The 24,400-nt window shown below is 67.3% G+C and carries 20 protein-coding genes; 7 read left to right on the forward strand and 13 right to left on the reverse strand.

The window, feature by feature from the left end; genetic code table 11:
- The first annotated feature begins 143 nt into the window (after positions 1-143).
- Complete coding sequence (locus tag OVY01_RS19990; protein WP_267849330.1) at positions 144-1,091, forward strand: aldo/keto reductase; 948 nt, start codon at positions 144-146, stop codon at positions 1,089-1,091.
- Between the two features lie 66 nt (positions 1,092-1,157).
- Here the strand turns inward: OVY01_RS19990 and OVY01_RS19995 are convergent, their stop codons facing one another.
- From OVY01_RS19995 to OVY01_RS20005, 3 genes are all read right to left on the reverse strand, one after another.
- On the reverse strand, positions 1,158-2,969 hold the full coding sequence (locus OVY01_RS19995) for a methyl-accepting chemotaxis protein (RefSeq protein WP_267849331.1): 1,812 nt from the start codon (positions 2,967-2,969) through the stop codon (positions 1,158-1,160).
- A gap of 139 nt (positions 2,970-3,108) precedes the next feature.
- Positions 3,109-4,356, reverse strand: a complete 1,248-nt coding sequence (locus tag OVY01_RS20000; protein WP_267849332.1) for an MFS transporter — start codon at positions 4,354-4,356, stop codon at positions 3,109-3,111.
- Between the two features lie 171 nt (positions 4,357-4,527).
- Positions 4,528-5,913: a Gfo/Idh/MocA family protein gene (locus OVY01_RS20005; protein WP_267849333.1), complete on the reverse strand. Its 1,386-nt coding sequence runs from the start codon at positions 5,911-5,913 to the stop codon at positions 4,528-4,530.
- A 116-nt stretch (positions 5,914-6,029) separates the two neighbouring features.
- Here OVY01_RS20005 and OVY01_RS20010 point away from each other — a divergent pair, with 116 nt between their 5' ends.
- The 3 genes from OVY01_RS20010 (at position 6,030) to hpnA (ending at position 8,936) form a co-directional block, all read left to right on the forward strand.
- A complete protein-coding gene (locus OVY01_RS20010) occupies positions 6,030-6,608 on the forward strand; it encodes a Fur family transcriptional regulator (protein WP_267849334.1) in 579 nt (192 codons plus the stop codon).
- A 162-nt stretch (positions 6,609-6,770) separates the two neighbouring features.
- Positions 6,771-7,931 (forward strand): adenosyl-hopene transferase HpnH, encoded by a 1,161-nt coding sequence (hpnH, locus tag OVY01_RS20015; protein WP_267849335.1) that lies wholly within the window; start codon positions 6,771-6,773, stop codon positions 7,929-7,931.
- A gap of 6 nt (positions 7,932-7,937) precedes the next feature.
- Positions 7,938-8,936, forward strand: coding sequence for a hopanoid-associated sugar epimerase (gene hpnA, locus OVY01_RS20020; RefSeq protein WP_267849336.1), 999 nt, complete (start codon positions 7,938-7,940; stop codon positions 8,934-8,936).
- Between the two features lie 94 nt (positions 8,937-9,030).
- Here the strand turns inward: hpnA and OVY01_RS20025 are convergent, their stop codons facing one another.
- The 8 genes from OVY01_RS20025 to waaC form a co-directional block, all read right to left on the reverse strand.
- Positions 9,031-10,119 carry a porin gene (locus tag OVY01_RS20025; protein WP_267849337.1) on the reverse strand — a complete coding sequence of 363 codons (1,089 nt, stop codon included), beginning with the start codon at positions 10,117-10,119 and terminating at the stop codon, positions 9,031-9,033.
- A gap of 356 nt (positions 10,120-10,475) precedes the next feature.
- Positions 10,476-12,266, reverse strand: coding sequence for an IlvD/Edd family dehydratase (locus OVY01_RS20030; protein WP_267849338.1), 1,791 nt, complete (start codon positions 12,264-12,266; stop codon positions 10,476-10,478).
- A gap of 55 nt (positions 12,267-12,321) precedes the next feature.
- Entirely contained in the window at positions 12,322-13,218 is an 897-nt protein-coding gene (locus tag OVY01_RS20035) for an SMP-30/gluconolactonase/LRE family protein (RefSeq protein ID WP_267849339.1), read from the reverse strand.
- Complete coding sequence (locus OVY01_RS20040; RefSeq protein WP_267849340.1) at positions 13,215-14,024, reverse strand: SDR family NAD(P)-dependent oxidoreductase; 810 nt, start codon at positions 14,022-14,024, stop codon at positions 13,215-13,217. The genes OVY01_RS20035 and OVY01_RS20040 overlap by 4 nt, the downstream gene beginning before the upstream one ends.
- A 27-nt stretch (positions 14,025-14,051) precedes the next feature.
- Positions 14,052-14,699, reverse strand: coding sequence for a 2-dehydro-3-deoxy-6-phosphogalactonate aldolase (locus OVY01_RS20045; RefSeq protein WP_267849341.1), 648 nt, complete (start codon positions 14,697-14,699; stop codon positions 14,052-14,054).
- On the reverse strand, positions 14,696-15,880 hold the full coding sequence (locus OVY01_RS20050; protein ID WP_267849342.1) for a 2-dehydro-3-deoxygalactonokinase: 1,185 nt from the start codon (positions 15,878-15,880) through the stop codon (positions 14,696-14,698). Before OVY01_RS20050 ends, OVY01_RS20045 begins: the two co-directional genes overlap by 4 nt.
- Positions 15,877-16,824, reverse strand: a complete 948-nt coding sequence (locus OVY01_RS20055; RefSeq protein WP_432422283.1) for an IclR family transcriptional regulator — start codon at positions 16,822-16,824, stop codon at positions 15,877-15,879. The genes OVY01_RS20050 and OVY01_RS20055 overlap by 4 nt, the downstream gene beginning before the upstream one ends.
- A gap of 107 nt (positions 16,825-16,931) precedes the next feature.
- Positions 16,932-17,966 (reverse strand): lipopolysaccharide heptosyltransferase I, encoded by a 1,035-nt coding sequence (gene waaC, locus OVY01_RS20060; RefSeq protein WP_267849343.1) that lies wholly within the window; start codon positions 17,964-17,966, stop codon positions 16,932-16,934.
- Positions 17,967-18,264: 298 nt separating this feature from the next.
- On the opposite strand from waaC, the gene OVY01_RS20065 reads away from it, so the two are divergent.
- The 3 genes from OVY01_RS20065 (at position 18,265) to OVY01_RS20075 (ending at position 21,287) form a co-directional block, all read left to right on the forward strand.
- Entirely contained in the window at positions 18,265-19,428 is a 1,164-nt protein-coding gene (locus tag OVY01_RS20065) for a PRC-barrel domain-containing protein (protein ID WP_267849344.1), read from the forward strand.
- Positions 19,429-19,439: 11 nt separating this feature from the next.
- Entirely contained in the window at positions 19,440-20,789 is a 1,350-nt protein-coding gene (locus OVY01_RS20070; protein ID WP_267849345.1) for an MFS transporter, read from the forward strand.
- A 111-nt stretch (positions 20,790-20,900) separates the two neighbouring features.
- Positions 20,901-21,287: a hypothetical protein gene (locus OVY01_RS20075; protein ID WP_267849346.1), complete on the forward strand. Its 387-nt coding sequence runs from the start codon at positions 20,901-20,903 to the stop codon at positions 21,285-21,287.
- A gap of 58 nt (positions 21,288-21,345) precedes the next feature.
- Here the strand turns inward: OVY01_RS20075 and OVY01_RS20080 are convergent, their stop codons facing one another.
- Both OVY01_RS20080 and OVY01_RS20085 read right to left on the reverse strand, forming a co-directional pair.
- Positions 21,346-23,532: a hypothetical protein gene (locus tag OVY01_RS20080; protein WP_267849347.1), complete on the reverse strand. Its 2,187-nt coding sequence runs from the start codon at positions 23,530-23,532 to the stop codon at positions 21,346-21,348.
- A gap of 12 nt (positions 23,533-23,544) precedes the next feature.
- Positions 23,545-24,399, reverse strand: coding sequence for an oxidoreductase (locus OVY01_RS20085; protein WP_267849348.1), 855 nt, complete (start codon positions 24,397-24,399; stop codon positions 23,545-23,547).
- Between the last annotated feature and the right edge of the window lies 1 nt (position 24,400).

A 24,400-nucleotide genomic window follows, 5' to 3' on the forward strand; every position in this document is an offset into this window, starting at 1 on the left:
ATCCGCCCGCCGAGGGTGGATCGGCGTTCCCGCATCTGCCGGGCGCATCGGGTGAATCATGGTAGATTCATCGAGCATGATCATCGTGGCCCGGGCGCGTTCGCGCGGGTCACCCGCGCGCTGCGGTTTTCCAGGAGTACGATATGACACTGCGTCCGCTCGGCATGTCCGAGCTTCAGGTATCCCCGCTGGTTTTCGGTGGCAATGTGTTTGGCTGGACCGTCGACGAGGCGACGTCCTTTTCGATGCTCGACGCGCTCGCCGACACCGGCATCAATTTCATCGACACGGCGGATGTCTATTCGGCCTGGGTGCCGGGCAATCAGGGCGGGGAATCCGAGACGATCATCGGCAAATGGCTGAAGCGCTCGGGCCGACGCGATGCGGTCGTCCTGGCGACCAAGGTCGGGCTGCGGGCGTCGCGCGCGGGTCTGTCGCGCGGCAACATCCTGGAAGCGGTCGACGATTCGCTGCGCCGTTTGCAGACCGATCACATCGATCTGTATTTCTCCCACCGCGACCTCGCGGATACCGCGCCGCTCGAGGAAACCCTCGGCGCATATCAGACGTTGATCGAGGCCGGGAAGATTCGCGTGATCGGCGCATCCAACTACAGCGGTGCGCGCCTGCGCGAGGCGGCGTCGATCAGTCGGCGCGACGGGCTGCCGGCCTACCAGGTCACGCAGCCCGAATACAATTTGTATGACCGCGCGCAATACGAAGGGGACGTCGAGCCGGCCGTGACGGAGTTGCAGCTGGGCGTCGTCAATTACTATGCACTGGCAAGCGGTTTCCTGAGCGGCAAGTACCGCTCGGAGGACGATCTGCAGCAGAGCAAGCGCGGTCAGACGGTAAAGAAGTATCTGGATGCGCGCGGCCGCCGCATCCTGGCGGCGCTCGACGAAGTCGCTTCGGCACAGCACAGTTCGCCCACGGCGGTCGCGCTGGCCTGGCAGATCGCCCGGCCCAGCATCACCGCGCCGATCGTCAGCGCGACCTCGCTCGAACAACTGCGGGCGCTGGGCGCGGCCATCGCCTTGCAGCTCGCGCCGCAGGAAATCGCGCTGCTGAACGAAGCCAGCGCCTACTAGCCGGCCGGGGTGCCGGAACGGCGTGATGCCGGGTTACAACCGTCTCAAAACCGCCTCAAAACCGCCTCAAAATGTTTCCCACTCGCCCTGTGCGGCGGCGGTGGCCCGCGCCGGCACCGTGCGGGCGGCCTTGACGGCAGTGGCCGGCTTGGCAGGCGCGGCGTGCGCCGTTACCTTGACAGGGGCGGGAGCGGCGGATGGGGCGGCCTTCACGACGACGGGCAGGGACGACTTGCGTTTCGGTGCGGCGATGGCCTTGCGCGGCGCGAGCAGGCGTTTCGCCGTGGTCGGCGCGGGCTGCGTGGCGATGCGGGCCAGCACCGCCGTCGTTGCGTCGCGGCCGTCCAACTGGAACACGGACACGGCCTGACGCAGCTTGCTGGCCTGGTCTTCCAGGGAGTGGGCGGCCGCCGCCGCTTCCTCGACCAGCGCGGCGTTTTGCTGCGTCGCCTGGTCCATCTGCGTGACGGCCAGTGCCACCTGGTCGATCCCGCTGCTCTGTTCCTGCGAGGCGGCGGCGATTTCTCCCATGATGTCGGTCACGCGCTGTACGGCGCCGATGATATCGCTCATCGTGCGGCCCGCCTCGTCGACCAGCACCGTGCCGGACTGCACGCGGTCCACCGAGGCGTCGATCAGTTCCTTGATTTCCTTGGCCGCCGCCGACGAGCGTTGCGCCAGATTGCGCACTTCGCCGGCCACCACGGCGAAGCCGCGTCCTTCCTCGCCGGCACGCGCCGCTTCCACGGCGGCGTTCAGGGCCAGGATATTGGTCTGGAAAGCGATGCCCTCGATGATCGAGATGATGTCGGCGATCTTCGAGGAGCTGTTGTTGATCTCGCTCATCGTGCCCACCACCTGCGACACCACCGCGCTACCCTTGTTGGCGATTTCCGATGCCGTGGTCGCCAGCGCGCTTGCCTGACGCGCGTTGTCCGCGTTCTGCTTCACGGTGCTGGTGAGTTCATCCATGCTCGATGCGGTCTGCTGCAGCGCCGAGGCCTGCTCCTCGGTACGCGAGGACAGATCCGTATTGCCCGCCGAGATTTCCTGCGTGGCCGAGGCGATCGAATCGCTGCCCGAGCGCACCGTCTGCACGGTGTTGACCAGACTGCTCTGCATTTTCGCCAGGCCTTCCATCAACTGGCCCATCTCGTCATGGGACGTGACATGCACCGGGCGGCGCAGGTCGCCCGCGGCGATCGCGTCGAAGTGCTCCAGCGCGGCGGCCAGCGGCACGCCGATGGCACGACGCAGCGAAAACCACGCGAAGGCGGCGATCCCCAGACCCAGCAGGATCGCGAGGATGCTGAGCGTCTTGGTCGTGTCGAACAGGGATGCGGCGGCGCCGTAGCCCCGCGCGGACGTGTCTTCCTGGAACTTGAACAGCGTGTCGTCGGCCTGCGCCATGTCGCTGAATGCCCCGGCCATCTGCTGCGCGAGCCGGGTCGCGGTCGCGGTGTCCTTGGCGCGCACCGCGGCATAGCCGTCGTCGAGCATTTTCTGATGCGCCATGCGTTTGTTCTGGACATCGTCGCCCAGCGCCTCTTCGCCCGGCAGATAGGGGATCGCGACGTACGCTTTCCAGTATTCGTCCGCCTTCACGCGCATGCTCATTCCCCGGGCGATCGAAGCCTCCGCGTCCGGCGTGCCGATCGTCATCACCGCGCGATCGTAGTTGAGGCGTTCGCGGGCGACATAGGTTTCCGACTTGCTCGCCGCGATCATGGCGGGCATCCGGTTCGCGTACGTTTCATGAAACGAAACGTTCGAAGAGGTCATGCCATACAGGCCCAGGCCACCGATCACGATCAGTAGCCCGCCGAGCACGCCCATGGTGAGCCCGAGGCGGGCCTTGATAGTCAAACGTAGTTTCATTGCTGTCTCGCCGCGATCGCTAGGTGGAATTTCGTTGGAACGAACACAGACCGTGCACCGTTGAGCGAGTTAACGGCGGCGAAAGAGGGGACTTGAGGACTGGTTGGACCCGGCGCCACGGCGTGGCGCCGGGGGGAGATCAGAGCGAACGCCGGGCGGTGGCGTCCCGTCCGACGAGCGACTCGTCGACCTCGAAGCGCTGACCCTGCGTATCGCGTCCGAAATACACGAAAACCGCGATCAGCACCGCGACGGTGCCGGCCACGCAGGCCATCGCGAAGCCATAGTTGCCACCGTGACGTTCGGCGAGCACCGCCTGCAGGGTAGCGTTGACCGAGGCGAGCAGATTGCCGAGCTGATACACGAAGCCCGGCAACACCGCGCGCGTGCCTTCCGGCGCCAGTTCATTCAGATAGGCGGGTATTACGCCCCAGGCGCCCTGCACCATGAACTGCATCAAAAAGGCACCCACGCCGATCATCAGCGAGCTTTGCGAGAACGCCCACAGCGGCAGAACCGGCAGCGAGAGCAGAACGGCGATGATGATGGCCTTGCGGCGTCCGATGCGCTCCGACATCGTGCCGAACGTGATGCCGCCGATCATCGCCGCGATGTTGTAGGTGATGGCAATGATGCTGACCGTGTGCGGATCGAAATGATGCTGGACCTTCAGGAAGGTCGGATACAGATCCTGGGTGCCGTGACTGAAGAAGTTGAAGCAGGCCATCAGCAGCACTGCGTAGACGCCCAGTTTCCATTCGCGTCGCAGGATCGGCCACAGGGCGGTATCGTGCTTGCGTTCGCGCGCGGTCAGCCAGACGGGCGATTCCGGTACCTTGAACCAGATGAAGACGATCATCAGCACGGGCAGGGCGCCGATCATGAACAAGCCGCGCCAGCCGACGGCCGACACCAGCGCGCCGTAGACCACCGACGCGATGAGATAGCCGAACGGATAGCCTGCCTGGAACAGGCCGGAGACCAGTCCGCGCGAGCGCGGCGGCACCGTTTCCATCGCCAGGGACGACGCGACGCCCCAGACGCCGCCCATCGCCACGCCGTACAGGACCCGCAAGATCAGGAAAACCGTCAGCGTGGGGGCGAAGCCCGATGCGAGTTCCAGCACCGAAAAGACCAGAATGTTCGCCATCAGGACCGGACGCCGGCCATATTTCTCGGCGGCGCGCCCGAACAGCAGCGCGCCGACGGGCCGAACCGCCAAGGTCAGCAATATCGCCAGCGTGACGCGCGGAATGCCGACCGAATAGGTCTTGGCGATATCGCTCAGGAGAAAAACCAGCAGGAAGAAGTCAAAGGCATCGAGCGTCCAGCTGCCGACCGCCGCAATCACCACATTGCGTTGCGTCGAAGTCCATTTCGCATCCATCAAAGCCGCTCCTCTAGGGTCGTCGCCCAGGCGAAGGCATGGACGGGAATGTCGGCGCCGCGGGTGCGGCACACTGTCACACCCATCCTAGCCGAACAGGCTTTCAGCTTACTTTCGGTCGGTCAGGCGTCGCGTCCCCGCGATGGCCCGCCGGCAGGACGACAGACGCGCTCAAAAGTGTTCCTCGTCGGGATCCGGACCGCGGGTCGGACCCGGCGGGGGCGACAACTTCACGGCACGCCCGGTGCGTGCCGATTGGTAAATGGCCTCCGTGATCTTCTGATCCTGCAGCCCTTCCTCGCCTGGCGTATGCGGCGTTTGATTGCGCGCGACGCACAAAGCCATGTGATCGATCTCCCGCGCGAACTGGTTCAGGGCCGGAAACGTCGGCTCGATCGTGACGTTCCGATCGTCCATCCGCACGCCGTGCCGCAAATGCAGACCTTCATAGGCGAAAGCGGGATTCGCCTCGACCCAGCCTTTCGAGCCCTGCAGACGGTAGAACCGCGACTCGTGACTCGCATAGCTGCTCATGCAGGTGGCGGTCAGCCCGCTGGGAAAGCGCAGGATGAAATGCACGGCGGATTCGACTTCCCGAAAACGCGGGTCGCTACGGTCCTGCGTCACCGTCGCCAGCACCTCGTTCGGTTCCTCGCCCGACAGGAAGCGCGACGCGTTCAGACAGTAGGTGCCGATGTCGGGCATCGCGCCGCCACCGGCAAGCTTCAGATTCAGGCGCCATTGCGTGGGGTCGCCGGTGTTTTGCGAGTTGCCCGCAATGAATTCGCACAGGTCGCCGAGTTTTTTCTCGCGCACCATCTTGACGACCGCGCGGTCCACGGGCTCGTACTGGCTCCGGTAGGCGATCATCAGCTTGCGGTCCGCGCGCCGGCAGGCCTCGATCATCCTTTCGCAATCGGCGACGCTGGTGGCCATCGGCTTTTCGCACAGGATATGTTTTCCGGCACGGGCGCCGCGGACCGTGAAATCGGCGTGCATCGCATTGGGGAGCACGATGTAGATGACCTGCACGTCGGGATTCTGCGCGAGTTCGTCGTAGCGCTCGTAACTATAGAGGCTGTCCGGCTTGACGCCGTATTGCAACGCGACGCGGCGCGCCTTGTCCGGGTCGCCGCTGACCAGGGCGCTGACCTTCGCATACTTGCATTGCCTGATCGCAGGCAGGATCTGGTCGAGCGACAAGCGGCCCAGACCGACGATCGCGAAGCCGATGCGCGTATCGCGGGGCGCGTTCGGATCGGGCGTGGGCGCGGGCGCCTCGGTCTGGGTGTTTTCGATCGGCGACAGGGTTACGCGATTCGCCGCCGCGGCGGCAATCATGCCACCGTCCGTGGCGCCGGCGGCAAGCGCCGTGCCACCGGCAAGCGAGGCGGCCAGGCCAGCGCCCGCCGCTTGCAGAAAACCGCGACGCCGGTGCAGGGCAGGGTGCTCGGCGTGCATCGGCACGGGGTGCGGCGTACCGGGCGTCGTGTCGGCTGCCGGATGCTCGGGCGTGTTGCCGGGAACAGCGGAGTCTGAGGCGTAGCGGTCTGTCATGTGGGTTTCCGTCATTGGCGAAGGCGGCGCAGGACGGCCGCGAACACCGTAGTGCAGCAAATCGCATGCCGCCGGCGCGGACATCGGCAAGCGGGGCGGCGGTGTAGAATGGGTGCATGGCAAATGACCCCCACGCCGCCCTGCATGCCCTGGATGACGCACCCGGCCATGTGGCGCACTTTTCCAAGACGACTTCGGCGATCGATGCCGAACTGGCGCTGGCGGACGGCTACTGCCAGCGTCGCGGAGAGCGTCTCACGCCGATCCGGCGCAAGGTGCTCGAATTGCTGCTGACATCCGGCAAGGCGACGAAGGCGTATACACTGCTTGACGAGATGCGCAAGGTGCATGCGGGATCGGCACCGCCAACCGTTTACCGGGCGCTCGACTTCCTGTTGTCCATGGGACTCGTGCACCGTGTCGAGTCCATCAATGCCTTTGCCGCCTGCCATGACCTGACGCATTGCCATCACGGCATGTTGCTGGTGTGCCAGCGCTGCGGTGCGATCAACGAGCTGCACGAGCCGGAAATCGAACGGGCATTGCTCGACAAGATCACGGACTCGGGCTACCGGCTCGCGACCGACGCCGCCGAGCTCAAGGGCATTTGCCCCGCCTGCCAGCGTAGCGAGGCCGAGGGCGGCGCGAACGAGGCCACCGTGCAGGCGACGAAGCGTCCTTCCCTGATCGTCTAACAGCGGCAGGGTTTCCTGCCGCCAGCAGTGCGCTGCGACCGCTCGGGCGGTTTCGGCGCACGATTCGCGAGCGCGTGGAGATTGCGCAAAGCAGCATTCGTCCACGTTCGATACAATATACGGTTACGGCAGACACGCTGCCGATCGAACCAGGAGTCCGCTGTGGGAATCCCGTTTTTGCAGAAGGCGTACGTTGGCGCCTATGTAATGAAGCAACACCTCACCCGCCAGCGACGCTATCCGCTGGTTCTGATGCTCGAACCCCTGTTTCGCTGCAATCTGGCCTGTTCCGGCTGCGGCAAGATCGACTATCCCGATGAAATCCTGAACCAGCGAATCTCGGTCGCGGACTGCCTGCAGGCGGTCGACGACTGCGGCGCGCCGGTGGTGTCGATCGCCGGCGGCGAGCCGCTGCTGCACAAGGGACTGCCGGAAGTCGTTCGCGGCATCGTCGCGCGCAAGAAATTCGTCTATCTCTGCACGAACGCGCTGCTGATGGAAAAGAAGATCGACGACTACGAGCCGAGCCCGTTCTTCGTCTGGTCGATCCATCTCGACGGCGACCAGAAGATGCACGACAAGTCGGTGTGCCAGGACGGCGTCTACGACCGTGCGGTCGCCGCCATCAAGCTGGCGAAGCAGAAGGGGTTCCGCGTCAACATCAATTGCACGCTGTTCAACGACGCGGATCCCGAGAAAGTGGCCGCGTTCTTCGACGAGACGAAGCGTCTCGGCATCGACGGCATCACCGTCTCGCCGGGCTATGCGTACGAGCGCGCGCCCGACCAGCAGCATTTCCTGAATCGGGAAAAGACCAAGACGCTGTTCCGCGACATCCTGCGGCGCGGCCGCGGCGGGCGCGACTGGGCCTTCAGCCAGTCCACCATGTTCCTCGATTTCCTCGCCGGCAATCAGACCTATCACTGCACGCCGTGGGGCAACCCGACGCGCACCGTGTTCGGCTGGCAGAAGCCGTGCTATCTGCTGGGCGAGGGCTATGCGAAAACCTATCGCGAGTTGATGGACGACACGAACTGGGACAATTACGGCACCGGCAATTACGAAAAATGCGCCGATTGCATGGTCCACAGCGGCTTCGAGGCCACCGCCGTCAAGGATACGATCGCGCATCCGTTGAAGGCGCTGGGCGTGAGCCTGCGCGGCGTTCGCACCGAAGGCAAGCTGGCGCCGGACATTCCGCTGGACAACCAGCGCCCGGCCGATTTCGTCTTCTCCAAGCATGTCGAGATCAAGCTCGAGGAAATCAAGCTGGCCAAGCCCGCCAAGGCGAAGCCCAAGGCTGTCGCCGAAACCCTCGTCTGACGCGTCATGGCGGCCGAGAAAATCCTCGTGACCGGGGCGTCGGGGTTCGTTGGCGCCGCGGTTGCCCGGCTGGCGCAGGGGGCCGGCTTCGATGTTCGCGTCATGCACCGCAGCACCAGCCCGCGCGGCAATTTCGAGGGGCGCGGCTACGAACTCGTCGAAGCCGATATGCGCGACGCACCGGCGATGGAGCGTGCGCTGAGCGGCGTACGCTACCTGTTCCACGTCGCGGCCGACTACCGGCTCTGGGCACCGGATCCGCAGGAAATCGTCCGTACCAACGTCGATGGCACGCGTACCGTCATGGAGGCGGCGCTGCGGTGTGGCGTGGAGAAGATCGTCTACACCAGCAGCGTCGCGACCCTGCGCGTGCGCGGGGCCACGACGCCTGTCGGGGAAAACGCACGGCTCGACGAGGAAGAGGCGATCGGCGCATACAAGCGCAGCAAGGTCGCGGCCGAGCGGCTGGTCGAATTGATGATCGTGCATCAAAACCTGCCGGCCGTGATCGTGCACCCCTCGACGCCGATCGGACCGGGCGACATCAAGCCGACGCCGACGGGTCGTCTGATCGTGCAGGCGGCGAACGGCAAGATGCCGGCCTATGTCGATACCGGGTTGAATTTCGTGCATGTCGACGACGTCGCCAATGGCCATTTGCAGGCATTGCAGGACGGTCCGATCGGAGAGCATTTCATTCTTGGCGGCGACGACGTGCCGCTGGGGGAGTTGCTGGGCAGCGTCGCGGAAATCGTCGGACGCAAGCCGCCGCGCATCGAACTGCCGCGCTGGCCGCTGTATCCGCTGGCGATCGCCGCCGAGGCCGCGGCGAAGATCACGCACCGTGAACCGTTCGTGACCGTCGACGGGCTCAATATGTCGAAGTACAAGATGTTCTTTTCGTCGGAGCGGGCGAAACGCGAATTGGGCTATACCGCCCGTCCCTATCGAGAGGCGCTGGCCGATGCGGTGGCGTGGTTCCGTCGGGCGGGATACGTGCGCTGAGGGGAAGGGGATTCGCGGAATCCTCGACCGGCGATTCGCCGGGCAAGGCGCGCATGCGGCGAGTCCCGAAGAACCCGACGCATGGCGATCACGTTCAGAACGTGTGGTTGATACCGGCGTAGAAGCCGGTCTGCGTGTGACCCGGCAGCGCGTTGTCGGCCGAACCGACGGAATTGGCGCCCAGACCGTAGGTCGCGTTCGACGTATTGCGCGCCTGCGCACCCGTCAGGTACAGGAACGTGCGCTTCGACAGGTTATAGGTGCCACCCACTTCGTAGATCGTCGCGGCACCGCCGCCCTGCGCCGGGTTGCCGTTGGCGTTGATGTGGAACCCACCCACGGTCACCGCGACGACCGGATTGACCTGGTAGGTCAGGCCCAGCCATTCGTGGTCGGCTGCCGTCGCGGCGCCCGCGGTCGTGACGTCGCCCGCCATCATGTGCGTGTAGGCACCCTGCAGCTTGAACGAGCCCAGGAAGACATTGGCCGCGACGACGTATTCCTTCGAATAGTTGAACAGGTCCGAGAACCGGCCATTCGAATCGCGCAGTTCGTCATACAGGCCGCGGATCTGGAACAGCGAGTTGGTGTACGTCAACTGCGCACCCGTCGAGCGCCCATAGCTGCCGACCGCGCCCTGGTTGAAGTTGGTCTGGTTGCCGAGCGACATCCGCAGTTCGACGTCGAAGCCACCCACCACCGGCGACTGGTAGCGAATGTTGTTGCTGGTCTGCGGCCAGTTGCGGCCTCGCACCAGCGACGCCGACGACCACGCTTCCTGGACGAACGGGTCGAAGTCCCAGACGCCGTTCGAGATCCACAGCATGCGTCCGGCCGACAGCGTGCCGTAGTCCTTGTTCTTCAAGCCGACCGTCGCCCAGCGGTTGAAGCCGCCGTTGCCGCCGACCGTGCCGTTCGCGGTGTTCAGGCCCTGCTCCAACTGGAACAGCGCATAGTTGCCGCCGCCCAGGTCCTCGGTACCCTTGAAGCCCAACATGCTGGTGCCCCAGTCGCCGCTTTCCCCGCGCCAGCGATTCGCTGACTGGCCGTTGCCGTTGGTGACGCCATGAATGTACTCGATACCGTTATCGAGACGACCATAGAGCGTGACGCTCGATTGTGCCTGCGCCGCGCTGGCGAGTCCGAGGCCGGCGACCAGGGCTGCGATCGTTTTCTTTTTCATTGTGCTCCTCCAATTCATTGTTGATGACCATTCGGCTGGGGACGATATGGCGCGGTCTCTTTTTTACATGCGTTCGTTCATGTTTCCCTTTCACGAACTTTCGAAATCTTTATCCGTAGGGCTGCGCAGGAGAAATCTTCTTGATCGAACGCGCGGATAGATTTTTACCACGTGTTACATGATGGCTCAATAGAGATTTCTACTCGTGCTTACTTCGTTCTGCGATGTGTTGCACATCGATGACACATGCAATGTGATGACCCTTGACCGCACGCGTCAATCCCGTTAGGTGCGGGCGAACGTGCGGTAGGGCACATAGCGTCGCGAAGCGCGTTCAGTACGCGCTCAGGACGCGTTCAATGCGAGTCGCGCGGCACCGCCGCGCCGCTGCCGCCGACCAGAAAATCGAGATCGCACCCTTCGTCGGCCTGGAGCACGTGGTCGACGTAGAGCCGGTAATAGCCGCGCTCGGGCAGGGGCGGAGGCGACCATTCGGCGCGGCGGCGTTGCAGTTCCTCCTCGTCGACCTCGAGATGCAGGCGTCGCGCCGCCACGTCGAGGTCGATGATGTCGCCGGTGCGCACCAGCGCGAGCGGCCCGCCGGCGGCGGATTCGGGCGCCACGTGCAGCACCACCGCGCCATACGCGGTGCCGCTCATCCGACCGTCAGATATCCGAACCATATCGGTAATGCCGCGCCGCAGCACCTTCGCCGGCAGCGGCATGTTGCCGACCTCCGCGAACCCCGGATAGCCGCGCGGCCCGGCGCCCTTGAGCACCATCACGCAATGCTCGTCGATGTCGAGCGTCTCGTCGTCCACGCGCGCATGCAGTTCCTCGATGTTCTCGAACACCACGGCCCGCCCGCGATGCTTGAGCAGATGGGGGCTGGCCGCCGAGGGCTTGATCACGGCGCCGCGCGGCGCGAGGTTGCCGCGCAGCACGGCGATGCCGGCATGCGCCTTGAACGGCGTCTCGAACGGCGTGATGACGTTTTCGTCGAAGCATTCGGCGGTGGCGACATTCGCGCCGATCGTGCTGCCATTGACGGTCAACGCATCCGCATGCAGCAGGCCGGCCTCGGCCAGCCGCCGCAGCACGACCGGCAGGCCGCCGGCATAGTAGAAATCCTCCATCAGATGTTCGCCGGACGGTTGCAGGTTGACCAGGCAGGGCACGTTCGAGCCGAGTTCCCAGTCGTCCAGCGACAGCGGGACGCCGATGCGCCGCGCGAGCGCGATCAGATGCACCACAGCGTTGGTCGAGCCGCCGATCGCGGCGTTCACCCGGATGGCGTTCTCGAATGCCTGGCGCGTGAGGATCTTGTCCATCGTCACGTCCTCGCGCACCAGATCGACGATGCGTCGTCCGGCCATCTGCGCGAGCACCTGGCGGCGCGCGTCGACCGCGGGAATCGCCGCGTTCTGCGGCAGGCCGATGCCCAGCGCCTCGACCATCGACGCCATCGTCGACGCGGTGCCCATCGTCATGCAGTGACCGCGCGAGCGGTTCATGCACGACTCGGCTTCCACGAACGCCGCCTTGCTCATTTCGCCCGCGCGCACCGCTTCCGACATCTGCCAGACGCCGGTGCCGGAACCGAGCGTCTTGCCGCGGTAGCGGCCATTGAGCATGGGGCCGCCCGAGACCGCGATCGCCGGCACGTTGCACGACGCCGCACCCATCAGCAGCGCGGGCGTGGTCTTGTCGCATCCGACCATCAGGATCACGCCGTCGATCGGGTTGCCGCGGATCGATTCCTCCACGTCCATCGAGGCGAGATTGCGGAACAGCATCGCGGTGGGCCGCAGATTGGTCTCGCCCAGCGACATCACCGGGAATTCCAGCGGCACGCCGCCGGCATCGCGCACGCCGCGTTTGACATACTCGGCGAGTTCGCGGAAATGCGCATTGCAGGGCGTCAGTTCGGACCACGTATTGCAGATCCCGATCACCGGACGGCCATCGAAGGCGTCGTGCGGAATGCCCTGGTTCTTCATCCACGAACGATGAATGAAGCCATCCTTGCCCTCGATGCCGAACCATGCCTGACTGCGCAGGGGCCTGCCGGCGGTTCGCGGGTCGGCCTGCCCGGGGTGTTGCGCGGGGTCTTGCTCCGGGTCCTGCCTGGTATCGTCGCTGCTCATCGAAATGCGTCCTGATCCTTGAGAAGGGAAATGTCGGGTACCACGACGGCGCGCCTCAGCGCGGCATGCCCTGGAACCGGGTGTCGGCCAGTCCGCGGCGCCCTGGCACCGCGGCGAAGACGCCGCCGGCGTGCGGTTCGCTGGCCAGCGTCGCGGCGTCCAGGTCGATGCGCGCGCTGGTCACGTACAGGGTGTCGAGCAGCGGACCGCCGAAGGCGACGCAGGTCGGCTGGGTGGTGGGCACGGCGAGCCGTTCGGTTTCGTGGCCGCTGGCGTCGTAGCGCACCACGCAGGCCCCGCCCCAATGCGCGCTCCACAGGCCGCCATCGGCATCGACGGCCGCGCCGTCGGGTTCGCCGCGGGCGTCGCCAAGGCGCACGAACAGACGGTCCGCGGTGGGCAGCGCATCGGGCGCGTAATCGCAGCAACGGATCGTGCGCGTCGCCGAGTCGCAGTAGTACATCGTGCCGCCATCGGGGCTGAAGGCGATGCTGTTGGCGATCGCCGCGGCCGGCAGCGGCAGCCGTTCGACGCGCAGGTCCGCGTTCAGGCGGTAGAAGCCGCCGACGGGTTGCGGCGGCGCCGCCTCGTCCTTCATGCCGAACACGAAGTTCCCCGCGCGGTCGCACTTGCCGTCGTTCAGGCGCGTATTCAGTCCGGGTTCGATGTCGGTGATGGGACGCACGACGCCGCTCGCCGGTTCGAAGAACGCCAGTCCGGACGCCAGGCCGAGCAGCACGAAGCGGGCGTCCTCGCATATCGCGAACGTCGCCAGGCGTTCGGGCATCGCCCAGTCGTCGGTGACGCCGGTGGCGGGGGTGTGCCGCCACAAGCGCGCGCCTTCGATATCGGTCCAGTAGAGCGCCGCCTCGTGGTGCGCCCAATGCGCGCCTTCGCCCAGCGCATGGCGCGCATCCACCGCCAGCCCGGCGGGTTTCGCGATTGCCTTCATACCCAGCCGCCATCGACGACGAAGTCCTGCGCGGTGCACATCCTGCTGTCGTCGGCCGCCAGGAAAAGCGCCATGCAGGCAATGTCCGCGGGCATCAGGTCGCGATTGATGCATTGCCCGCGGGCGATCTCGTCCTTGCTGGTGGCGTCCACCCACAGGCGGATCTGCTTGTCGGTCATCACCCAGCCCGGCACGATCGTGTTGACGCGCACGTTGAACGGGCCGAAATCGCGCGCGAGGCTGCGGGTGAGGCCCTGCACGGCCGCTTTCGAAGTGGTGTAGACGGGCATGCCGCCCTGTTTGAGCTTCCAGCTGATCGAGCCGAAATTGATGATCGAGCCGCCGCCGAGCTGCTTCATGTCGCCGATGACCGCCTGCGCGGCGAAGAACTGGTGCTTCAGGTTGACGGCGATGCCGGCGTCCCAGGACGTCGACGTCACGGTGTCCACGGCATGGCGCACATCGTTCGCGGCGTTGTTGACCAGCACCGAGATCGGTCCCAGGCTGGCGCGCAGGGTGTCGACGGCGTGCCGCAGGGCGTCGATGTCGGTGAGGTCGCAGTGGGCGTAGACGGGCGTGTGACGCACCTCGCCGAGACGGCCGAGCAGGTCGGCGGCGGCCGCGTCGGCGATGTCGACGAAACCGACGCGCGCGCCTTGCTGCGCGAAGTGCGCGACCAGCGATTCGCCGATGCCGGTGGCGCCGCCGGTGATCAGCACGGCGCGGTCGACGAGACTCGGATACTGGCCGCCATTCGCCGCGACGAGGGGTTCGGCCGACGCGTGGGCGGGGGGAAGTGAGGACATGGGGTCTCCGTTGTTGTTATGGTGCGGTCACAGCGCCTGGATGAAGGCCGCGGCGTTCGCGGCCACCTGTTCGGCGGTGTCGCCGGGGCGATAGAGCGCGGAGCCGAGGCCGAAGCCGCTCGCGCCCGCGGCGGTGAACACGGCCATGGTCTCGGGCGTGATGCCGCCGACCGGCAGCAGCGCGACCGTGCGCGGGATCACCGCGCGCCACGCCTTGACGACCACCGGCCCGAGCTGTTCCGCGGGGAACATCTTCAGCACGTCCGCGCCGGCACGCAACGCGGCGAACGCTTCGGTGGGCGTGGCGACGCCGGGCGCGCAGGCCAGGCCCGCGCTTTTCGCCGCGCGTATCACGTCGGGGTCGCCGTGCGGCATGACGATCAGCGCGCCGCCCGCCGCCGCGACCTTGTCCACCAGCGCCGGTTCGAGCACGGTGCCCGCGCCGATGCACGCGTCGGCCGGCAAGGCGGCGGCGATCGCGGCGATGCTGTCGAACGGCTGGGGGGAGTTCAACGGCACTTCGATCACGCGAAAGCCGGCCGTGTACAGTGCCTGGGCGACGGCGACCGCGTCGGGCGGCGTGATGCCGCGCAGGATCGCGATGAGCGGGCAGGCGTCGAGCCCTTGCCTGAGGCGGGTATCGACGACGGGGTGTGTCAGCAGGGAAACGGTCATGCCGGAGATCCGATGGAAGTAAGCGGGGCCGCTTCCGGCACCAGGCCGGCGGCGGTCGCGATGCGCCACAAGCCGTGGGGCGCGGCATGTGGCGCGAGTCCGACGGCGTCGCAGCCGAAGCGGCTCAGCGCGAGCCGGTAACGCGTGCAGAGCGCCGCATCGCCGATCAACGTGGGGGCCAGTCCGGCCAGTGCCGTTGCCGGCACCCTGCCGGGGCGGGCCGCGGCCAGGCCGAGATGGGCGACATCGTTCGCGTCGTTGGCGCGCAGTACCGCCGCCAGGCCGGCCAGTTCATGGCCGATCAGCAGTCCTGACAGATAGTCGGGTTGCTGGTCGGCGCGCAATTCGCCGGTGAGGCCGAGCGTGCGGGAGGTGAATATCGTCGACAGCATGCCGGCGTCGGACTGCTCGCGCGCGACGTCGACGCCGCGCAGGAAGGCCGTGGTATCGGGCACGGCGGGCGTCGTCATCGTGCGGCCGAGAATCGTGTGGGTCGACAGCGCATGAAACACCTCGCCGGTCATGAAGGTCGCGAAATCGTCGATTCGCGCCGCGCGGACCAGCGCCCATTTCGCATGCGTGCCGGGCAGACCGATCAGCCGCACCGTGGCGTCGTCCGGGTGCAGCGCGCCGATGACCTGGGTTTCCTCGCCGCGCATCACATTGGGCAGGGCGCCGCGCCGGATCACGCCCGGCACGATATGCAGGGGTGTGCCCCGGGCCGTCGTCACCCGGCCCAGGCCGGCGGCAAGCTGCGCGGCGCCGGCGGGCCGCTCGACGTAGGGCACTTCGCGCCAGCCCTGCGCGCTGCCGACCATGCCGCAGGCCAGCATCGGCAGCGTGGGCGCCGCATCGCGCCAGTCGCCGCAGGCGAGATCGAGCGCCCGGTCGAAGGCGGTCTTGTCGGCGTCGGTCCTGCTGGCGTCGGTCCTGTCGGCGACGGCGGGTGCACCGCCGTCCGCATCGTCGGCGGTCTGCGCGGTGGACGGCGGCAGGCGCATGATCCCGTAGCCCAGCGCGCGTTCGGCGAGCGTGCGGCCGTGCCGGTCGAAAAGATAGGCGCGCAGCGACGAGGTGCCCCAGTCCAGGCCGATCAGCGCCGCTTCGCCGGCGATGGCGGACGACGCGGAAGGGTTCCCGGCGGGCGTCGAAGGACGCGGCGTGTCGACGCGGCCGCTCATCGCCGGATCGTCCGGTTGCCGGCCGGCGCGCGCCAGCCAAGTTCCTCGGAAATCGCCCGGCCGTGCTGCTGGACGACCGGGATCAGCTGCTCCATGCGTTCCGGCGTCATGTAATGCGCGGTGCTCGCGACGCTGATCGCCGCGACGATCCGGTCCGTGGCGTCCCGCACCGGCGCGGCCACGCAGCAGATCGACGGCTCGTTGTCCTCGATGTCGAGCGCGCAGCCGCGCGCGGCGTACTGGCTCATGCGATGCGCGTAGATACCCGCATCGTGCCGCGCTGCGTCATCTGCGGCGTCCGTGGCGTCCGTTCGGCGGACACGTCCGGCAGCATCGCCCGCAACCCGTTCCGTATCTTCGCCCGCACCCTGGCCGGCATCGGCGATCCCCTGCAGGCGAGCCCATTCCTCCGGCGACAGGTCGAGCATCAGCGCGCGGCCGATGCCGGTGGTCGCCAGCGGCATCCGGTGGCCGATGCGCGAGCGCATCTCCAGGCCGCGCGTGCCGGCGATCTTGTGGATATAGAGCACGTCGTTGCCGTCGCGCACGCCCAGATGCACGGTATCGTGCGTGGCCGCGGCCAGGGACTGCAGATGCGGCAGCGCCACGGTGGTCAGCGGCATCTGCTCGAGCGCGACGGCGCCCAGTTCGATCAGACGGGGCCCGAGGGCGATGCCGTCCGGGCCAAGCCGCAGGTAGCGCGCGTGCACCAGGCTGGAGACCAGCCGGTGCGTGGTGCTGCGCGTGGTGCCAAGCAGCGCGCCGAGGGTCTTGAGATCGTGGGCGCCAGCGGCGCTGGCTTCGAGAATGGCGAGGCCGCGCAGGAGTGTCTGCGTGCCTGACTGCAGGCGAGCGGTGTCGAGCACTGCCGGCGCGCCCGTCGGCATCACGGCATGACCCGGGGAAGAGGACGCCTCGGCGGGGGAGGCGAGCGTGCTTGGCATCGTCAGGAATGTCTCCGATCAGTGTGGCTGCGATTTTAGACACAGCTGCTCGGCATTGACAATATGTGAAAACCCCTCCCATATATTGGGCAGGCGACCGGCGTCTTCTAGGACGGCTGCGGCGGCACCGCGGCAGGTCCAGGCGTTGCCGTCGGCAGGGACCGCGCGTCGGCGGTGCCCGCCAGCACTTCATGCGCCGCCGCCAGCACCGCCTCGGGTGTCGGACATTGCCCGCGGTCGCCGAGCGATATCGCCGAGCCGGGTGCGTCGATGCCAAAGTGGTTGCGCGAGGTTGCCAGAAAGATCATGACCGATGGCCGACGAAACGCATGGGCGAGGTGCGTCAGGCCGGTATCGACACCGATCACCAACGCCGCGCTGGCGATCACGCGCGCGCACTCCGACAGCGTCAGACGCGGCAAAACCGTCGCCTGGGGAATTTCCGCGGCGATCGCCAGCGCGCGCGTATGCTCGGCATCCGAATTCCAGAGCAAGGCAACCGCGATGCCCTGGCGGGCCAGTGCCTGGCCGGTGGCCACCCAGTGCGCGATCGGCCAGTTCTTTTCATCCTTCGACGCGCCATGCAGGAACAACGCGGTCCGCGGCGGCAAGGGCGGCACGGTGTCCGCGGCGGTTGCGGCCGGTACCACGAGGCCGAAGTCGGGGGTGGGTTCGAGGGTGTAGCCCAGTGTGTTCGCGACGCTGGCGCGCATGCCTTCCACCGCACCGATGCCGCTCGGCCGGTGCATCCGGTGACTGTAGGCGAAGCCCGCGCCGCGTTCGCCCAGCGCCTTGCTTTCATAGCCGTAGCGCCGCCTGGCCCGGGCCAGGAAGGCCACGATCGCGCTCTTGTACGCGCCGTGGATGTCGAGCACCGCATCGTAACGGTGCGTGCGCAGCGCTTGCACCGATTGCAGTATCGCCATCGCGCCCGCGCGGTTGCGCAGCCGCTTGAACTGGCGCAGCGGCGCGCGATGCACGCGCGAGACGCCGGGATTCCAGCCGGGGATCTCGGCGAACGCCGCATCGGTCGCCCAGTCGATCACCACGCCAGGGTAGGCCCGGCGCAGATCCGCCACGACGGGCTGAGCGAGAACCACGTCGCCCAGCGAGGTGATCTTGACTATCAATATGCGCTTCATCGGTGCCTGAGTTCGTGGTACGGCCGCGTCGCGGATGCGTCGAAACGCTTCCGGCTACACACTGTAGCGGACGCAACATTTGCGGTCGCAAGCTTAACACCGACTTTATGCGCTGGCACGATCGCAGTAGCACGACTCCCCGGGAATGCACTACCATGGCGGCTCTGTCGCCCCGAGCGCCGGCGTGAGCGCCGGCGACGGCGCTGCCCATGACCGGTTGCCGCGCGGCGGCTTTGCGACGTTTCCGCCAGCGCGCCGCCGGCTTCCCTTTCCACCTGTCTGCAGGACCTGTCGCCCCATGAGGACGCATAGCCCGATTCCGACAGCGAGCACCGGCCCGATCGGGTTACGGAACGTGTCGTTCAGTCATCCCTCCGGCATTCGCGTGGTGGTGTACCCGCCCGCGCGTTCGGCATTCGCGCCGTATTCCGTGCCGTACCCCGCGGCGTGGACCGCGGCGTGGTGGCTGCTGGCGGCGCTGTGCGTACTGGCGCTGCTGGGCGGCTGCACCACCACGCTTTCGCCGGGAAGCGCCACGATCGTCGATGCCGTGGTCATACCGGCGATTCCGCCGCCCGCGCCGCCGCCCGCGGCCTGTCTGCCCGTACCCGACATGCCCCCGCCGCCGGTGGCCCGGCTCTCGGGCGGCATCGTCGCGCGCAAACCGGCGCCGCGGCCCGTGCACCGGGCACGTCCGGCGCGGCGTGTCGAAGACGCCAAGCCGGCGCCCGAAGAGGCGCCCGCGCCGCCCCCGGCGCCGGCGCCCCTGGTGGTCGTGCACGATCTGCCGCACGGGCAGTTCCGCGGTCTGCTCGACGCCGAGGTGCAGCGCGGCACCGGTACCGTCGGCCGGGCGGTCGATGCCGTCGCCGATGCGCGCGGCCGGCCCCGCCAGGTCGTCATCAACCTGGCGGGATTCATGGGGGTGGGCGACCGCAAGGTGAGCCTGCCGTGGGATGCCTTCCGTTTCGATACCACCATCGGGAAGCCGTTGCTGATACTCAAGTCGGCGGCCATCGATCCGGTGGCGAGCGCGCCGGCCTCCGGCGGCAGCCCGGTACCGCCGGCAGGCGGGGTGAATCTGATGGACAGCGCGGTGAACATGCGCGACGGCACCGCCGCGGGCCGGGTGGTCGACGTCCTGGTGGACGCGGAGGGACGCGCGCGCGCCGTGGTACTGGATGTCAGCAACTCGCTGATCCACGAGAAGCTACTGATCGCGGCCGACTGGTCGACGTTGCACGTGGTTGCCAAGGGCGCGACGGCGCACCTCGAAACGGATCTCGATGCGCGTCAGCTCGAAGCCTCGCCACGCTATGAGCCGGGCCAGGCCGCGCATGTCGTGATGCCCGCGAGCGGCGCGGCCGCGCCCGCCGTTCCGGCGTCGGCCGCGCCGGGGCCCGCGCCAGCCGCCGTACCGGCATCGGCGCCAGCGGTTCCCGCCGCGCGCGCTCCGAAATAGCGACCGCATTCATGGCCACTATTCGTAGTATTCGTGCGCTGGACTGGCTCAACTTCTTCATGGCCAATGTCCAGACCGGTTTCGGACCCTTCATCGCGTCCTACCTTGCCTCCGAGAAATGGACGCAGGGCGAGATCGGCATCGCCCTGAGCGTGGGTACCGTCACCGCCATGGTCAGTCAGCTGCCGGCGGGCGCCGTGGTGGATGCGCTGCGCAGCAAGCGCGGCGCAGCCGTCGCGGCGATCGGCGCGGTGACGGTGAGCGCGATCCTGTTCGCCATCAGCACCGCATGGGTCTCGGTGATCTTCGCGGAAATTCTGCATGGTTTCGCCAGCTGCATGCTGGTGCCGGCGATCGCAGCGATCTCGCTCGCGCTCGTGGGACGCAAGAACCTGGGGGACCGGCTCGGGCGCAATGCCCGCTGGGCATCGATCGGGAGCGCCTGCGCGGCATTGATCATGGGGCTGTTCGGCCAATACGTGTCGGTACGGGGCATTTTCTGGTTGACCGCGGCGCTGACGGTGCCCTCCATCATCGCGCTCGGCATGATCGAGCAGGGCGGGGCGCAGCGCGGCCGCGGCGTCCCGGGGCAGGGCGCGGCAGGTGCGGGTGCGGGTGCGGCAGGTGCGGGTGCGGGTGCGGGTGCGGCGGCGGGTGCGGCGGCGGGTGACGCGCATGACGTCCTCGCCGCGCCGCCGCGCGAGTCCCTTGTCACGCTGCTGCGGGACCGGCGCCTGCTGATCTTCGCCGCCTGCATCATTCTGTTCCATCTGTCGAATGCGGCGATGCTGAACCTGGCCGCCGGCGAGGTGACCCTGCGCATGGGAGACCACGTGCAGCTGGTGATCGCCGCCTGCATCATCGTGCCGCAGATCATCGTGGCGGCGATGTCGCCCTGGGTGGGACGTTCCTCGCAGCGCTGGGGCCGGCGGCCGATCCTGATCCTGGGGTTTTCCGCCCTGCCGGTGCGCGCACTGTTGTTCGCGCTCGTCAGCAACGCCAGCAACCCTTACCTGCTGGTGCCGGTGCAGGTATTCGACGGCCTGAGCGCCGCCGTCTTCGGCGTGATGCTGCCGCTGATCGCCGCGGACGTCGCGGGCGGCAAGGGGCGCTACAACCTGTGCATCGGCTTTTTCGGGCTGGCCGCGGGCGTCGGGGCGACCCTCAGCACGTCGGTCGCGGGTTTCGCCGCCGACCGGTTCGGCAGTTCGGCGGCCTTCTTCGGCCTGGCGGCGATGGGCGCGCTGGCGGTGCTGCTCGTCTGGAAAGCGATGCCGGAGACACGCGAGATCGAAGAGGCCACGTCCGGCGCCGCGCCGGATAGGGGTGGCGTGGCGAAGCGCGCCGGCGAAACGCGCTGAGCGGCATGCCCGGGACGGGCGCCGCCATGATGCGTTTTATATTCCGCGCGCCATCTATTTCGTGAAGGTCTGCGGTAAAGTCTGGGTAACCAACCCCACGCGAGCATTGCGATGAGTCTGTCCGAGCGCTGCAAAAGCACCTTGTTTCGCCTGATCTGCGAAGCCCCCCTGCCCGAGACGGTGATCTTCATCCAGGCGGGGGCGCGCGGCGCGGCGGTGCGCAAGGCGGCGCAGGTGCTGGCGACCTTGCGTCAGGTGCCTACCACCGAGGTGGCCATCCGCAGCGTCGAGTCGCATGCGGAACTGATGCTGCAGGGCACTTCGGACGACGAGGATCTGCGCATCTTCGAAACCGGCTGGCGGGAGGCCGACATCGGCCCCTGGGTACGGGATCCGCTGTTTCTCTCGAACGACGAGTCGCTGCTCGCGACGTGGGCCGAACTGATGGCCGAACTTGCATATCGCGAGGCCGAACGCGCGATGAAGAAAGCGCGCTAGACATTTCCCGGGGGGCGCGTCGGCCGTACGGCTTCGCCATACGGCCGTGACTGCCGCGCTACGATACCGCCTTCAGCCAGGCCTCCACCGCCGCGAAGTGCGCTTGCGCCGGCAGATAGCGATCCACCCAGCCAAAACGCCAGCCGGTGATGGCCACGACGGCGACGACGATCGCAACCGCGACCGCGTAGCGGCCCCGGTTGCTTTTCGCGTAAGGGTCGTTCAGCGCCAGGGCGTTCAGCGGAATGCGCGCCGTTTTGGACAGCAGGCCGCCCAGTCGCACATTCACCTTCATCCGGCCATTGATCGCCCAGCCGCTGGCGTCCAGGATCGGCCCGAGGCTGCGCTCGCGCAGCTTCAGCCAGGCCACCACCATGCTCGGGCCGGAGATGGCCATCATGATGCCGAGCAGGGCGACCGGAATCCACCAGCCGAGTTCGATGAATTTGCCGAACAAGCCGACCAGCACCGCGCTGATGCTGCCCAGCGCCACGCCAAGCGCGGCCACCGTGCCCACGTCGATGCGGCGCGGACCGGGAGCCTGGACGGGTGCGGGCGCCGCTGCCGCGGCGTTCGCGGTGCCGGTGGCGGCGATGCCGCTGGCGAGCGAACCCAACCCGTTCTGAACCGTCGTGTCGCTGGCGGCCGCGCGTTTGGCCACCTGTTCCTCGATCGCGCGAATGAATTTCTTGTACGGCGAAAGAAAGGCCTGGCCGACGTTGGTCGGGTTGTCGATCATCTTGATGATCGTCGCATCCCAATCGTCGCCCGAGCGGTCGTAGAAAATGCCGTTGCGGCCGACGAACAGGAAGTCCGTGTCGCCGGCGGTAAACGCCGCAACGATCGTCATCTTCTTGCCCTGACGCCGGCATTCGCAGTAGGCGAGGCAAGCCTTCGCCAGACCGGCGAGCGCGGCATGCTTGGCCATGTCGGACACCTGGATCGTCAGGTCGCAGCTGCGCCCGTCCAGAAACAGCGTGCCGGCCTCGAAGATCGCCCCCTCGCGCCGGTAGAACTCCTTGAACGACACGAAATTGTGCACCAGCCGCAGCAGGTCGCGTTTGAAGCGCAATAGCTTTTCGAGTTCGACGATACGCGCGTTGTGCGGCTCGATCTCCTTGTCTTCATCGATCAGCGCGTTGACGACGTCCCGGGCGTCGCCCTCGGCGATCGCCACGATATCCTCCAGCGCGATCGTATCCAGGCTGGTGGCCGGTCGCGTCGCCAGCCACTGGCGGTACGGTTGCAGCAGCGTCTGCAGCGCGGTCCACTGCGCCTCGCCGAGCATCGCCACGTCCGCGCCGAACAGCGGTGCCGCGCATTTTTGCTGGAAGACGCGCACGGCCTGCGCCCAGGCGGGGTTGACGGACTCGCTGAGCAGCGGCAGGCAGACGTCGGCCGCGACCGGGGCGAGGGGCAGTTCGCTGATCGCCGGCGCGGCGAGCGAGAGCGTCAGCGCGGCGATGTCGCGGTAGCGCTCCGGCGACGGGTTCATCTCGGCCGTCGCGCGCGCGTCGTAGGCGGCCAGACGGCAGCGCGCGAAGAAATCGTCGACCTTCCCGCGCACCGCCTCGAGCGCGGTGACTGCCGCGCCGGTGGCTTCGCCGAACGGCAGCACGGCCGCGTCGCCGCGGATCTTGTGCTGCCAGTCGCGCAGCGCGGCGGCGTGCGTGAAAAAAACGTCGGCGCGGTCCCGGTCGATGCCCATTTCGCCGCCCAGGTCGCGAACGCCGCCCTGCGTGTCGATGATGTGCTGGATGACGGTCTGGATCGCGGCGTCGTCCGACGTCTTCACGGTGACGATGCCGTCGCCGTTGAAGCGCATCGCCGCGATCAGGCGCGACCGGTCGCTGACATCTTCGAGCGTCAGGGTCGTGTCGTCCTTTCTGCCAAGCAGTTCGAGAATGCGGGCCGCTTCCACGCCGAGCGCCGTGCCGGTTTCGGTGGCATCGGCGAACGATGCGAGCGGCAGGGAATCCCCGCCCGCGATCAGATCGTCGGCATCGCGCAGTTGCGCGCACGCCCAGCGGCATGCGGCGATCAGTTCGGGGGGGCGGATCCGGCCGTCCTGATCGGTGTCGATCAGGTCGAGGGTGCGGGCATCGATCTCGACGCCCCGGGTGGGGCAGGCCAGCGCGACCCACAGTTTCTGGTCGAGTTCGTCCAGGTGGGCAAGGTCGGCGCCGTTACGAATTGCCACCTGGTCGACGCCGCCGGCCCGAAAGAATTGCCAGGTATGTTCCATGTATCGTTCTGTTCAGCCCTGGCCCGCCGGGAAGTCCGCGCCCAACGTGGTGCTTTCCCACGTGTCGAAATCGGTCCGCAGGCGTTCGAGTTTCTGGTGCGCCAGATCGAGCGCGGCCTTGCCGAGCACCAGGCGCAACGGCGGCGTGTCGGACAGGGACGCGTCGATGATCGCCTGCGCGGCGCGGACCGGGTCGCCGGGCTGTTTGCCGCTGCGCTCGTTGGTCTGACGGCGGCGCTCGCCCGCGGTCGCGTCGTAGTCGCCGATGCGCACCGCCGACTGCTTGATCGACGGGCCCGCCCAGTTGGTGCGGAACGGGCCGGGTTCGACCAGCATGACGTCGATGCCCAGTGGCTTGACCTCCAGCGCGAGCGACTCTGAAATGCCTTCGACCGCGTATTTGGTGCCGTGGTAATAGCCCGTGGCCGCGAAACTCGTCAGGCCGCCGATCGACGACACGTTCACCACCAGGCCGCTGCGTTGCGCGCGCATGACCGGCAGCACGGCCTTGGTCATGTCGACGAGTCCGAACACATTCGTCTCGAACATCGCCCGCACCGCGTCGTCCTCGCCTTCCTCGATGGCCGCGAGATAGCCGTAACCGGCATTGTTGACCAGCGCGTCGATCTGCCCGAAGCGTTTGGTCGACGCTTCCACCACCTGCGCGATCTGCTTGCGGTCGGTGACGTCGAGTTGCAGCGCCAGCGCGGTTTCGGGGTGCGCGGCGACGAGTTCCTGCAACGTCGACGGGTCGCGCGCGGTGACGACGGCGCGCCAGCCGCGCGCCAGCACCAGTTTAGCCAGCTCGCGGCCGAAGCCCGTCGAACAGCCGGTGATCAACCATACGGGATTGTTGCGATTCATCATG

Source organism: Robbsia betulipollinis (assembly GCF_026624755.1).
GTDB classification, from domain to species: Bacteria; Pseudomonadota; Gammaproteobacteria; order Burkholderiales; family Burkholderiaceae; genus Robbsia; species Robbsia betulipollinis.

Bases quoted from the DNA above. Each gene is read 5' to 3' on its own strand.
- OVY01_RS20085 (WP_267849348.1), bottom strand. From the start codon at position 24,399: ATGATGAATCGCAACAATCCCGTATGGTTGATCACCGGCTGTTCGACG.
- OVY01_RS20070 (WP_267849345.1), top strand. From the start codon at position 19,440: ATGGCCACTATTCGTAGTATTCGTGCGCTGGACTGGCTCAACTTCTTC.
- OVY01_RS20040 (WP_267849340.1), bottom strand. From the start codon at position 14,024: ATGTCCTCACTTCCCCCCGCCCACGCGTCGGCCGAACCCCTCGTCGCG.
- OVY01_RS20050 (WP_267849342.1), bottom strand. From the start codon at position 15,880: ATGAGCGGCCGCGTCGACACGCCGCGTCCTTCGACGCCCGCCGGGAAC.
- OVY01_RS20035 (WP_267849339.1), bottom strand. From the start codon at position 13,218: ATGAAGGCAATCGCGAAACCCGCCGGGCTGGCGGTGGATGCGCGCCAT.
- OVY01_RS20045 (WP_267849341.1), bottom strand. From the start codon at position 14,699: ATGACCGTTTCCCTGCTGACACACCCCGTCGTCGATACCCGCCTCAGG.
- OVY01_RS19990 (WP_267849330.1), top strand. From the start codon at position 144: ATGACACTGCGTCCGCTCGGCATGTCCGAGCTTCAGGTATCCCCGCTG.
- OVY01_RS20000 (WP_267849332.1), bottom strand. From the start codon at position 4,356: ATGGATGCGAAATGGACTTCGACGCAACGCAATGTGGTGATTGCGGCG.
- OVY01_RS20025 (WP_267849337.1), bottom strand. From the start codon at position 10,119: ATGAAAAAGAAAACGATCGCAGCCCTGGTCGCCGGCCTCGGACTCGCC.
- OVY01_RS19995 (WP_267849331.1), bottom strand. From the start codon at position 2,969: ATGAAACTACGTTTGACTATCAAGGCCCGCCTCGGGCTCACCATGGGC.
- OVY01_RS20055 (WP_432422283.1), bottom strand. From the start codon at position 16,824: ATGCCAAGCACGCTCGCCTCCCCCGCCGAGGCGTCCTCTTCCCCGGGT.
- OVY01_RS20075 (WP_267849346.1), top strand. From the start codon at position 20,901: ATGAGTCTGTCCGAGCGCTGCAAAAGCACCTTGTTTCGCCTGATCTGC.
- OVY01_RS20010 (WP_267849334.1), top strand. From the start codon at position 6,030: ATGGCAAATGACCCCCACGCCGCCCTGCATGCCCTGGATGACGCACCC.
- OVY01_RS20065 (WP_267849344.1), top strand. From the start codon at position 18,265: ATGAGGACGCATAGCCCGATTCCGACAGCGAGCACCGGCCCGATCGGG.
- waaC (WP_267849343.1), bottom strand. From the start codon at position 17,966: ATGAAGCGCATATTGATAGTCAAGATCACCTCGCTGGGCGACGTGGTT.
- OVY01_RS20080 (WP_267849347.1), bottom strand. From the start codon at position 23,532: ATGGAACATACCTGGCAATTCTTTCGGGCCGGCGGCGTCGACCAGGTG.
- OVY01_RS20030 (WP_267849338.1), bottom strand. From the start codon at position 12,266: ATGAGCAGCGACGATACCAGGCAGGACCCGGAGCAAGACCCCGCGCAA.
- hpnA (WP_267849336.1), top strand. From the start codon at position 7,938: ATGGCGGCCGAGAAAATCCTCGTGACCGGGGCGTCGGGGTTCGTTGGC.
- OVY01_RS20005 (WP_267849333.1), bottom strand. From the start codon at position 5,913: ATGACAGACCGCTACGCCTCAGACTCCGCTGTTCCCGGCAACACGCCC.